Origin of the sequence: Sphingobacterium alkalisoli, assembly GCF_005049105.1 — a bacterium.
GTDB classification, from domain to species: domain Bacteria; phylum Bacteroidota; class Bacteroidia; order Sphingobacteriales; family Sphingobacteriaceae; genus Sphingobacterium; species Sphingobacterium alkalisoli.
In genome coordinates, this window is the sequence record NZ_SUKA01000010.1 from 28638 (window position 1) to 40706 (window position 12069).

The window sequence follows — 12069 nt, forward strand, 5'->3', positions numbered from 1 at the left end:
TTATTTCCACCTAATAGTAGAAATCATATGGCGAATGTCCTCTTTCAAAAAATCTAAAACAGGTTGAATAGAATCTAGATGTGGCTTCTCATTAAAGTATAATGCTCCTCTTAGGTAATGTGTGGTGCTGTCGGAGACGTAAAATTGATAGTTCGAAGCGGTATTCCCGCGGATGGAATACGCCACTCCATATAGATTATGATCGTTATGTTGGATGCTTTTTTGGTCAATGGAAGTCGCCTTAGCGGTATGCTTGAATACAAATGTACGGGCGTCTTCCGTGAGGTAATCAAACGGAGCAGACGGACTGATGCGGTAATAGCTGAGGTGCAGACGGGCATTGAATTGGGGGAAATCTACGTTTTTCCAACAGGTATGCTTAGTCTGTGAAGGGTCTGCAACAAGTAGGGAATAACCTGGGATCTCTATATCAAAAGGGCATCCTGTGTTGGCGTGCACATATTCTCTTTCAGGAAAGTCAATCTTAAAAAAACCTCTAGGCTTTGGCGTGTACGGTGCTGGCTGGCAACCGATATGTACGAGAAGCGTAATAATAAAGGCTAGGCTTATCCGTATTTTATTCTTCATTATTCCAGATCTCCCAATTTTTTTCCGCTTGGAGGATAAGCATTTCATGTCCATTCTTAATCACAGCACCTTTCTGTTTTCCTTTTTGTAGAAAAAGAGTCTCTGTGGGGTTATAGATTAGATCGTATAGTAAATGATCTGTGGAGAGCTGTTCGTAGTTTATATCCGGCGCATACTGTACATGCGGGAAAGTACCCACAGGGGAACAATTGATTATGATCTGATAATTTTTTAAGTCGATCTGTTTTAATGCTTCGTAGGTCAGATCGCCATTTTCCTGTGTACGGCTAACGATCAGATGGGGAATATTTAATTTCTTTAAGGTATATATTACCGCCTTTGCGGCACCTCCATTTCCCAATACAAGCGCTTGTCTATGTACGGGTTTTAGGAGTGGTCTAAGGGATTCCTCAAACCCGAATGCATCGGTATTAAAACCTTTTAAATAAATACCATCCCCTTCTCTTTTAATCTTAATACAATTGACCGCATTGATTTCCTGCGCTTCGGCAGAGAGTTCATGGATAAACTGCATCACGCTGCGCTTATGGGGGATCGTTACATTAAAACCATAAAAGCCAACATCAGAACGGTATAGGTGTTGGAAGTCCTGAATATCTTCTATGGCGTATAGATCGTAATTTATATCTGCGATACCTTCTTGTTCAAATTTTTGGAGATAATATTTTTTAGAAAATGAATGTCCAAGAGGATACCCAATCAAACCAAGTTTTTTCATTTATCGGACGCGTATTTTTTGATGATGTCGACGATGATTTGATTGCCCTGTAACTGCGGAAGGTAATCAAATAGAATAAAGTGCTTTTCGGGCGATATGGCCAGACCTAATTCTAAGAAATTAAGCGCGTCGTTATATTGTCCATTGGCAAAGAGATAAGCTACCAACCGGTAGTACAGCTCCGCTGAATCGGGATTGCATTTTATCGCCTCCGACATGGTTTCAATTGCTTCGGTATACTTTTTTTGTTCGAAGTAGATGGAAGAGAAATCAAGCCATGCCTCTATATCAGTGGGGTTTAGCTCGACCACTTTGCCATATGCCATTTCAGATTCCTCGATTTGTCCCAATTTGTATCGTGCATCGGCTATTGCAAACCAATAGTCTGGGTTTTCATCATCTATCTCCAAGGCTTTTTTATAAAAGTGCAGCGATTCGAAATAGCGTTCTTCAAAATCCAAGGTGACGCCTATTCCAAACCAGGCATCTGCCATGGTGTTATCCAACTTGACCGCTTTTTTGTAGTAATCACGTGCGGTGTCCATCTGCTCCAGTTTTTCATAACATTCGCCCATAGCACAATACGTGTCGGCATTAGGAGGTTCATATTCAAAAGTCTGTTTATAGACTAGGATTGCATCAGAATATTTATCCAGATTTACCAGCGCATTTCCTTTATTAAAGTATGCTGAAGCAAAATTCTCCTTAATCAATATTGCATAATCATAGGCATCAATGGCTTCTTCAAACCGACTTAGTTTGTGGTAGGCATTTCCGAGGTTATACCACGCGGCATAAGAGTAGGGTTCGTTATCAATGTATTGTGAATAGAATACAATGCTTTCTTCCTGTTTATCCAATATATCGTAGCAAAAGGCTAGCTCATATAAGGCATCCTGGTTTTCCATGTTGATCTCCAGGCTCTTCTTCAAAAAGGTAATTGCCTTGTCGTAATCACCTTGTATCTGGTAAAGGCCAGAAAGTTGATAATAGACGTCCTCTTTATTTTCGGCATGCGAAAGCGCATACAGAAAGGCGTCTTCGGCTTCCTTGTAGCTTCCTAAAGAAGCTAAGATTGACCCTTTGATCAAATGTATGTCTCCTTCTGAGGGTTCTAGAAGCTCTGCTTTTTCGAGCGAAGATAATGCCGCATCAAATTGCTGTATGCTTGCTAGAAGCTGGGCCCTTTTCAGTAAAAAAGAAGTAGCATAAGGATGTTGGTTAATCGCGTAATCGATAACCTGCAAGGCCTTAATGGGGTCATTTTTGTCTGTATAGTATTCAATAATCCCTTCAAAAGCGGTCGAATCGAAAAAATACTGATCATCATTACGAATCATTTCTTCATAACGGTCCACAGATTGCTTCTGTTCTTCCGGAGATCCAAATTCAAATTCCTCTTCCATATTCTACGATTTATTGAAAAATACACTTTTCGGTGTAAAGTTACTATAAATTATTTTCCACATCCTAACATAGGAATGTAATATAAAGGGAAGGTTTAACACAAAAAAGCCGCTACTCAATGAGTAACGGCTTTCTTCTTATGTTAACCTTACTTGTAAAAAGTAGGATTATTTTTTGATTTCAACACGACGGTTTTGAACGCGACCATCTTCAGTTGCATTAGATGCAATTGGATTAGCCTCGCCGTAACCATTAGCATTGATGCTTGAAGCAGAAACACCAGCGTTAACTAAGTATTGTTTTACTGCGTTAGCACGGTCTTTAGACAAGCTCATGTTATAATCTTCAGTACCTTCTGCAGAAGCATAACCATCTAAAGTAACAGATGAGTTAGCATCACGCAATTCTTTAGCTAATTTATCTAAAGTAGAGTATGAAGAAGTTTTTAATACTGAACTATCAAATTCGAATTGAATTGGAGAGTAGTAAGCGCCTGTAGCATTGTTACTTTGTACTACTGGCTCTGGAAATTTGATCGGACATCCTGAACCATCAACTACAGTACCTGCAGGAGTGCTAGGACATTTGTCAAATTTATCAGATACACCATCACCATCAGAATCTTTACCTAATTGATCAACAGTACCTTCTAATGTAGAAACACGTTGTTTTAACGCCTCAACTTCATTACGTAATGATGGATCTTTTAATTCATCATATAATGTAGCTACTGGGTTTGTAAATGTTAAGTTTTCTTTATCACGTGATCCTAAAGTGAATTCTAAACCACCGTATAAGTTAGAGAATTTACCTTTAACATCTGAACGACCAGGACCGTATAATAAGTTGTCGTCTGTAAAGTTCATTGTGTAACCTAAGTTCAACGCAACTACTTCAGATAATTTAAATTTAACACCTACACCAACTGGTACGTAAGCTGCTAATTTGAAATCTCTATCTCCAACAGGCTCGCGGTCACCGAAAATTTCTTCACCCCAAGAACCTTTGTTATCTACTTCAGCACCTGTGAAATCGTTGTTTGTGTATTGAACAGGGTTGTTTGCCAATACACCTAAACCTACTTTAGCGTAGAAATTAACTGCATTTTCTCTTCTCATGAAGTCTACTGTACCCAATTGGAATACACCATTCAAGCTACCAGCCCAGTTTATTTCAGTTTCTGCTGATCTAGCGTCGATACCCCAAGCTGTGCTTTCGATAGCAGGGCCTGATACTTCATGGTTATAAGTTTTGACACGACCACGGTTACCTTCTAATTCAATACCGAATAAGTGAGAGAATTGTTTACGAATAGTCAAACCATAGTACTCACCAACTTTATTTTGGAAAAGACCAACTTTTTGACCGAAGTTGTTTGATCCACCTACCAATACGTTAGGTGTAGTGATACCACCTTGAAGGCCGATTGACCAAGTTCTGTATTGTGATCTACCGCCAAATACAGTAGGAGTTTGAGCCTGTGCAGTCTCAGCAAAGCCTAAAGCGGCTACTAAAGAAGCTGCAACAGCTGTTTTTTTAATTGTAGAATAGTTCATACTCTTTTGTTTAAAGGTTATTAAAATTTTAATTGTTCTCAATTTAACATAACTTAACAATAACGATGCCAAAAATTATAATAGCTCCATCTTGTTGTAATTAAGGTGTTAAACACCAAAATATTGGCTAAAATTACAGATTAGAATCATATCCACCAAATTTTTTCAATTCTTTTTCATTGAAAGTCGATAATTCAACGCCGATGTAGTAAAATATGACCAATGGCAACTTATAGAATGTAGTGTATGATAGCCAAAGTGACTCCACCCAACACGGCGCTAACCGGAATGGTGAGTACCCATGCCCACAGTAAACTAATCGTGACCCCCCAACGTACTGCCGATACCCGTTTCACTACACCTACCCCTATAATCGAGCCGGTAATCGTATGCGTAGTAGAGGCCGGTATACCAAAGTGTTCCGTGATCCCTAACGTAATTGCTCCTGCCGTTTCGGCACTTACACCTTCCAACGGAGTCACTTTCGTGATTTTAGTTCCCATCGTCTTTACAATTTTCCAACCACCGCTCATCGTTCCTGCGGCGATGGCAACGTAACAGGATAGGGGCACCCAAGCAGGCATGGCTTCAAAATTGGGTATAACTTGCTGCGCAATTAAGGCTGTAGCAATCACACCCATTACTTTCTGTGCGTCGTTCCCTCCATGGGCAAAACTTAGCGCAGCAGAGGAGATCAATTGACCGATTTTAAACCATTTCTCTGCAACAGAGGGTCGGGATTTTTTGGCCAGGTTGATAATAATCAATGTAATGATGATCGATATCGTCATCCCGATGACAGGCGCAAGGACAATGAAAGAAATAATTTTTAACGTTGCGCTGATGTTGATCGCTTCAAGTGGGTTTGCTCCAAGGATTAAAGCATATGCCATTCCCGAACCCGCAAATCCTCCAATTAAGGTATGCGACGAACTGGATGGAATACCATAGTACCACGTAAATAAATTCCAGGAAATTGCGGCGACGAGACCCGCAAAGATAACTTCCAGTGTGATGTATTGTTCAAGGACAGTCTTGGCAATGGTATTGGCTACTTTGTGGTCGGTAAAATAAAAATAAGCTGCGAAATTGAATAATGCCGCCCAAAGCACCGCCATAAAAGGTGTAAGTACCTTAGTCGAAACCACCGTCGCAATAGAATTGGCTGCGTCATGAAAACCATTGATGTAATCGAATGCAATAGCCAACACGATAACGACGACTAATAATGTTGTTATCATAATATATTATGCTTTAATAGTGTTAAGAAGGGTGTTATGCATTTTTAACTAAAATGCTTTCTAATACATTGGCCACATCCTCACACTTATCTGTAGCATCTTCCATCGCCGATAGTACCTCTTTATATTTGATAAGCGTAATCGCATCTTTCTCATATTCGAAAAGATCAGCTACTGCTTTGTCAAAAATATAGTCTGCTTTGTTCTCTACACTATTAATACGTACACATGAATCGGTGATATTTCGGATGTTTTTAAGATCTTTCAGCTCGTACAACGCTGTGGCAACATGTTCCGTAGCTTCCAATATCAAATCTGATATTTCAATCATCGCTTGACTTGGCAGCTCCACTTTGTAAAGTTCCATTCTATTGGAAGCGCCATGAATAAAATCAGCAACATCATCTAGCGAACTTGCTAGCGCGTGGATATCTTCGCGATCAAAAGGGGTGATAAAATTTCTACCTAGTTCTAAATGGATCTGATGGGTAATGTTGTCACCGGTATGTTCAAGGTCTTCTAATTTTTTAGATATTTCTTTTCTGATCTCTAGGTTTGTGCTGTTGACACTTTCTTTTAACAACTTTGCCATCTCAATCAAATTGGCCCCAGCTTGTTCGAATAAGGGAAAGAATTTTTTGTCCTTCGGGACAAAATACTGAAAAATGCTATTTAAAGACATAATGATAAATATTTGCTACAAAAGTATAACCTTAATGTTAAGTTAATGTTAAGTTTGCCTGGTTTAATGTTTAGCCTGTTTTACTCTTTGCCAAGGTAAATCCAAAAGTGGTGCCGATTCCTTCCGTACTTCTTACATTCACCGTTTGCTGATGGGCTTCTAATATATGTTTTACAATGGAGAGTCCGAGTCCCGATCCGCCGATATCCCGGGACCGGCTTTTGTCCGTACGGTAGAACCGTTCGAAAACGCGAGCTAGATTTTTTTCTTCTATTCCGTAGCCATTGTCGGTTACCTCCACAAGAATCTGGTCAATAAGGGGAAATACGCTGATCGTAGTCTTGCCATTCGTCTTACCATATTTCAGGGAATTATCGATCAGATTGATTAATACTTGCTGTATTTTTAGCCGATCAGCTTTTACAAAAATGCTGTTGTTATTTTTTAAGTTTGTAATGAGGGTAATATTGCTTTTCCTTGCTTTGTCAACAAGTTGTTCTGTTGTCTCGGTGATAAGTGAGGCGAGATCAAATTTTTGAATGTTTAGGGAAATTTTTCCCGATTCCAATTTGGATATTTCATCCAGGTCATTGATAAGATAGGTTAGCCGATCAATATTTTTCGATGCTTTACTCAGAAAGATAAGTGCCATTTCGGGGTCTTCTTCAAGCATGCCATCCTGCATCGTTTCGATATATCCCTGAATCGCAAACAGCGGTGTTTTGAATTCGTGCGCAATATTGGATAGGAATTCTCTCCGAAACTTTTCCTGCTCCTTGAGCTTGTCAATTTCGGATACTTTCTGTGTCGCCCAATCACGTACTTTTTGTTCCGCATCTTTAATCGGATCATCGCTCGAATGTTGTGCTAATACATTTTGAATGTCTTTGCCAAGTTTTAGGTTGTTTATGAGCTTGTAGATATTACTAATCCTCTTATTGATATAGTTCTGGAAAATATTATCCAGCGCGATATAGCTCACTACAAGCGCCACGAAAAATATGAGGATGAAACGTGTCCAGTTATTTTCGTAGAAAAGACTTATAAAAGCCAGCGATCCCGCGAATACGAGAGATAAGCTGATAACCAATGCCCTAAAATTCATACAGCTTCTTGATGGTCATGGAAGGGGTTAAAAAAGCTTCAAATTTTGAAGCCTAAAATTAGTTATATATATGTTAAGATAATATTAAAATTTTCCAATAATGGTTTTACCGCCAACTACTTTGTCATTTATGTTGACATTAATCTCGGTGCCCAGTGGTAAAAAGAGATCCACACGGGAACCAAATTTAATAAAACCAAACTCGCTGCCTTGTGTTACAACATCCTCTTCTTTTATATACCATACGATCCGACGAGCCAGTGCTCCAGCAATCTGACGGAATAATATTTCTGTATTGTTTTGATGTTTTACAACAACTGTGGTGCGCTCGTTATCGGTAGACGATTTGGGATGCCACGCGACCAAGAACTTGCCCGGATGATATTTGAAGTAGGATACAATACCTGAAATGGGATTTCTATTCACATGTACATTAACTGGGGACATGAAGATCGATACCTGTATTCTTCTATCCTTAAAATACTCGGTCTCTTCTGTTTCCTCGATAACGACCACTTTCCCGTCCGCTGGACATAAGATCACTCCATCTTCAAGAGCAATGTTTTTTCTAGGACTCCTGAAAAATTGAACGATGGTAATAAAAAGAAAAGCAGAAAATATATACAATATCCATTTGATCGAAGCAGCTGCATCATAATAATCTGCTATGGCATTTATGATGAATATGAATAATATGGTGATTGCAAGACTGGTATAGCCCTCCTTGTGAAATTTCATAAGTATTTAATCTGTTTTTTTACAAAATTAGAAAATTTTATGTTAACTATTCACCCTTTTCTCGTTGGATGCGTACGGAATGAAAAATCAGCTCGTCAGGACTGTTTGTGATGTTAAATGTAACGGTTAGCATATCATCTATTTCTTGACCATCTTTATAAGAATGGAGGTAATAAGGTACATCTCTGATAATAGTTTCCAATGCTTCTTTTGTATCTGGCGGAAGAGAATCTGGGAAGTTGATTTCGATCACCTTTGGTTCCTCTTCTAAGGAAACCGCAACTTTATATTGAATAGTGGCTTGAAAATCACCTTCTATTTGCCGATTCAATAGGTTTTTAGATGTGGTAAAACGCTTCGCTAAGTAAATCGAAAAACCCGAAAAATCATCAAAAGAGCAGTTTTTGGAAAGAAGCAGCTCCGCTAGCCCGAAATAGTCGTTCGGTAAAATGCTGAATTCTTTTAAATTGGTAAGACTGGCCCTATAATAGTTAAAAAAATCATACACGTGGTGTACTCTATGGCGAATACCGTTTTCATAATATTCTTCTCCTATATAGTAGTTCGTTTTTTGATGATCGCCGAGCATAACCTGCCAGATGCCTTCGGGCTTCCCGTTTTTTATTTTTCCTTTTCTATTGTAAAAAGTGAAACCATGCTCCGTAAACCCAATAATGGGCATCGTAAAGTCATATTTCCCTTCGCCATCGGTTACGATCTGCTTGCCTTTTTGATTCCACATCTGTTTGATGGCATAGTCGGCCGTGTCAAATTCCAGAAATAACATCGGCTTGCCATCCGGGTAATAATAATTCCATTCCCCAAAATATTCGCCGTCTTTAAAAGTAGTTTCCCACTTCAGTTTCCCATTGGGATGATATGCTTTAAAAATACCATCCTTCTTTCCGTTAATATAATTTCCAGATAGAAGGATATGGCCATTAGGGCCAAAATCTTTAAATTCACCATGAAATTGATTCTTGGATGGGATAAAGCCGACTACTCGTTCAATGTATTTGTACGGACAATTTTTATCAACGAGGTAATAGTTCTGGTCAAAGAAGAATCGTACTAAGCCCTGTGGCGCCTGTTCAAAGAAAATCGGCTTGCTTACGGAATCCTGCTGTGCCCAGCAAAGATTGCCGTAGAATAATGCGTATATTAAAAGTAAAACCGATTTTTTCATAAAATTCTAGTGTGCTTCTAACCAGTTGGAACCCGTTCCTATCTCGACCTCTATCGGTACGCGCATCGGAATAGCAGATTTCATTCGATCAAATATAATATTTTTAAATTCTTCTATCTCATGTGTCGGAATATCAAATACCAACTCATCATGTACCTGCATAATCATTTTGCCAGCTAACTTTTTATCTTTGATATCTTGTTGAATATGGATCATGGCAACTTTGATCATATCGGCGGCAGAACCTTGGATTGGCGCATTTACGGCATTCCGTTCTGCAAAGCCCCGTACGGTCATATTTGCCGAATTGATATCGCGTAGGTATCTACGCCGTTTTAGAATGGTTTCGACATAGCCATTTTCTTTGGCAAATTCTATGGCTGTTGACATATACGTACGGATACCGTGGTACTGTGCAAAATATTGTTCAATTATTTCTGCTGCCTCCCGGCGTGGAATCCCCAAACTCTGCGAGAGTCCAAACGCTGACTGCCCGTAGATGATTCCAAAGTTGACCGCTTTGGCATTCCGTCGCTGTTCGGAGGTTACCTCCTCCAAGCTTATTCCGTATACTCTGGCTGCTGTCGCGCGGTGGATATCATGCCCCTGCATAAATGCATCGAGCATATTCTCGTCTTGGCTCAATTCGGCCATAATACGTAGTTCAATCTGCGAATAATCGGCAGATAGAATGACGTGATTATCAGCCCTTGGAATGAAAGCCTTACGTACCTCACGTCCTTTTTCTGTACGGATCGGAATATTTTGTAGGTTAGGGTTCGTAGAACTCAGGCGGCCCGTAGCCGCTACAGCTTGATTGTACGAAGTGTGAATGAGGCCAGTTTCTGGATTGATCAAACTAGGTAATGCATCTACATAAGTGGATTTAAGCTTCTGGAGTTGACGGAAGTCCAATATATCCTTGACAATATCGGATTTGTGCGCGAGCGCAGATAGTACGTCTTCCCCCGTTTTATATTGTCCCGTTTTTGTTTTCTTGGCTTTGGGATCCAATTGAAGCTTATCGAACAACACCTCGCCAAGTTGTTTTGGAGAGGCAATATTGAACTTTACGCCCGTCTTTTCATATATCGTGTTTTCCAGGGTGGCAACGTCACGCTCTAACGACTTGGAAAAGGTTCGGAGCGTGTCAACATCGATTTTAACACCTGTTTTTTCCATTTCAGCTAATACATATACCAAAGGAAACTCTACTTCTTCAGCAAGCGATCTGGTAAATGTGTTTTCCAGCAGGGGTTTGAATTTCTCGTGAAGTTGCCAGGTAATATCAGCATCTTCGCTGGCGTATTCTTTGATTTTTTCCATTTCCACATCGCGCATATTGCCTTGGTTTTTACCCTTTGCGCCGATAAGTTCTGTAATAGATACTGGACTGTAGCCCAGATAGGTCTCCGAAAGAATATCCATTCCATGGCGCGTGTCGGGATCAATGAGATAATGGGCTAGCATGGTGTCAAATAGCGGGCCACGCATATTGACGTTGTACCTCGACAAAAGGAGTAGATCGTATTTAATGTTCTGTCCTATTTTTTGAATCGCCGGATTTTCAAAGATCGGTTTGAAGATATTGACAATAGCTTGTGCTTCCGTTTTGTCACTTGGGGTAGGAATGTAATAGGCCTTACCGGCTTCAAATGCGAAGGATAATCCCACAATCTCCGCCTGCAAAGCATCCAAGCTAGTTGATTCCGTATCGAAACAAAAACGCGCTTGATCCGCTAGAAGGTTGGCCAATTTCTCGATCTCCTGTACGGTGTCGACTAATATATAATCGTGATCGGTGTTTAAAATGTTAGATGAAGGAGGTGCAGGCAACGGTATTTCTGTGCTGCTATCAACAGGTGTTTCGCTGATTGCCGCAAATAGATCCATCTGTCCGTTCGTAGATTTGGAAGTGGAGTCAGTGATGGTGAAATCTTCTCCAAATACGCGTTTGCCCAGCGTTCTAAATTCCAATTCCGCAAAAAGAGGCTCCAAAAGCTCCTTATTTGGTTGATCCAATACTAAGGCTTCCTCATCCAAATCAATAGGTACATCGAGTAATATCGTAGCGAGTTTTTTGGAAATCAGTCCCTGCTGTGCAAAATTTTCTACATTCTCTTTTTGTTTTCCTTTTAGTTGGCCCGAATTGGCAATGATTCCCTCTACTGAGCCAAACTCCTGGATTAATTTTTTTGCCGTCTTTTCACCAATTCCCGGTATTCCTGGGATATTGTCGACAGCGTCGCCCCAAAGTCCGAGAATATCAATAACCTGACAAACGTCTGTTATCTCCCATTTTTCAAGTATTTCCGCTACGCCCAATATTTCGGCGCCATTGCCCATACGTGCCGGTTTAAGGATGAATATACGATCTGATACCAATTGGCCGAAATCCTTATCCGGTGTCATGCAGTACACGGTGAATCCTTCTTTTTCTGCCTTTTTGGCTAACGTACCGATGATATCGTCTGCCTCGTAACCGTCCATTGTTATAATAGGGATATTGAAACCTTCAATAAGACGAAAGATATAGGGGATAGAGGTTGCAAGGTCTTCCGGCATTTCCTGACGGTGTGCTTTATAGGCTTCGAATTCCAAATGACGGTTGGTAGGAGCTGCCGTGTCAAACACCACAGCAATATGCGAAGGCTGGTGATTTTTTAATACTTCCAATAAGGTATTGGTGAATCCCATTATCGCACCAGTGTTCAGACCATAGCTCGTTAACCTGGGTACTTTGTTTAATGCAAAGTAAGCCCTATAAATGAGCGCCATCCCGTCTAATAGAAATAATTTTTTCATCCGTAGAATAATTTGTTTTATT

General features: G+C 40.1%; 10 protein-coding genes. All 10 read right to left on the reverse strand.

The features are described 5' to 3' along the window. The 10 genes from gldD to polA all read right to left on the reverse strand — a co-directional run bounded on the left by gldD (position 1) and on the right by polA (position 12047). Positions 1 to 588, reverse strand: coding sequence for a gliding motility lipoprotein GldD (gene gldD / locus FAZ19_RS21925; RefSeq protein WP_136822914.1), 588 nt, complete (start codon positions 586 to 588; stop codon positions 1 to 3). Continuing rightward, entirely contained in the window at positions 578 to 1327 is a 750-nt protein-coding gene (locus FAZ19_RS21930; protein WP_136822915.1) for a shikimate dehydrogenase family protein, read from the reverse strand. Before FAZ19_RS21930 ends, gldD begins: the two co-directional genes overlap by 11 nt. Beyond that, entirely contained in the window at positions 1324 to 2733 is a 1410-nt protein-coding gene (locus tag FAZ19_RS21935) for a tetratricopeptide repeat protein (RefSeq protein ID WP_136822916.1), read from the reverse strand. Before FAZ19_RS21935 ends, FAZ19_RS21930 begins: the two co-directional genes overlap by 4 nt. A 168-nt stretch (positions 2734 to 2901) precedes the next feature. Further along, positions 2902 to 4290 (reverse strand): OmpA family protein, encoded by a 1389-nt coding sequence (locus FAZ19_RS21940; RefSeq protein WP_136822917.1) that lies wholly within the window; start codon positions 4288 to 4290, stop codon positions 2902 to 2904. A gap of 230 nt (positions 4291 to 4520) precedes the next feature. Continuing rightward, the gene (locus FAZ19_RS21945; protein WP_136822918.1) at positions 4521 to 5531 is read right to left on the reverse strand and encodes an inorganic phosphate transporter; all 1011 of its coding nucleotides are present in this window, start codon (positions 5529 to 5531) and stop codon (positions 4521 to 4523) included. A 34-nt stretch (positions 5532 to 5565) separates the two neighbouring features. Continuing rightward, positions 5566 to 6213, reverse strand: a complete 648-nt coding sequence (locus tag FAZ19_RS21950; RefSeq protein WP_136822919.1) for a DUF47 domain-containing protein — start codon at positions 6211 to 6213, stop codon at positions 5566 to 5568. Positions 6214 to 6283: 70 nt separating this feature from the next. Next, positions 6284 to 7318: a sensor histidine kinase gene (locus tag FAZ19_RS21955; RefSeq protein WP_136822920.1), complete on the reverse strand. Its 1035-nt coding sequence runs from the start codon at positions 7316 to 7318 to the stop codon at positions 6284 to 6286. Positions 7319 to 7402: 84 nt separating this feature from the next. Then, complete coding sequence (locus FAZ19_RS21960; RefSeq protein WP_136822921.1) at positions 7403 to 8056, reverse strand: phosphatidylserine decarboxylase family protein; 654 nt, start codon at positions 8054 to 8056, stop codon at positions 7403 to 7405. 46 nt (positions 8057 to 8102) lie between these two features. Beyond that, a complete protein-coding gene (locus tag FAZ19_RS21965; RefSeq protein WP_136822922.1) occupies positions 8103 to 9242 on the reverse strand; it encodes a toxin-antitoxin system YwqK family antitoxin in 1140 nt (379 codons plus the stop codon). A gap of 6 nt (positions 9243 to 9248) precedes the next feature. Next, positions 9249 to 12047, reverse strand: a complete 2799-nt coding sequence (gene polA / locus FAZ19_RS21970) for a DNA polymerase I (RefSeq protein WP_136822923.1) — start codon at positions 12045 to 12047, stop codon at positions 9249 to 9251. Positions 12048 to 12069: the final 22 nt, after the last annotated feature.

Bases quoted from the DNA above. Each gene is read 5' to 3' on its own strand.
- FAZ19_RS21960 (WP_136822921.1), bottom strand. From the start codon at position 8,056: ATGAAATTTCACAAGGAGGGCTATACCAGTCTTGCAATCACCATATTA.
- polA (WP_136822923.1), bottom strand. From the start codon at position 12,047: ATGAAAAAATTATTTCTATTAGACGGGATGGCGCTCATTTATAGGGCT.
- FAZ19_RS21930 (WP_136822915.1), bottom strand. From the start codon at position 1,327: ATGAAAAAACTTGGTTTGATTGGGTATCCTCTTGGACATTCATTTTCT.
- FAZ19_RS21935 (WP_136822916.1), bottom strand. From the start codon at position 2,733: ATGGAAGAGGAATTTGAATTTGGATCTCCGGAAGAACAGAAGCAATCT.
- gldD (WP_136822914.1), bottom strand. From the start codon at position 588: ATGAAGAATAAAATACGGATAAGCCTAGCCTTTATTATTACGCTTCTC.
- FAZ19_RS21950 (WP_136822919.1), bottom strand. From the start codon at position 6,213: ATGTCTTTAAATAGCATTTTTCAGTATTTTGTCCCGAAGGACAAAAAA.
- FAZ19_RS21945 (WP_136822918.1), bottom strand. From the start codon at position 5,531: ATGATAACAACATTATTAGTCGTCGTTATCGTGTTGGCTATTGCATTC.
- FAZ19_RS21955 (WP_136822920.1), bottom strand. From the start codon at position 7,318: ATGAATTTTAGGGCATTGGTTATCAGCTTATCTCTCGTATTCGCGGGA.
- FAZ19_RS21940 (WP_136822917.1), bottom strand. From the start codon at position 4,290: ATGAACTATTCTACAATTAAAAAAACAGCTGTTGCAGCTTCTTTAGTA.
- FAZ19_RS21965 (WP_136822922.1), bottom strand. From the start codon at position 9,242: ATGAAAAAATCGGTTTTACTTTTAATATACGCATTATTCTACGGCAAT.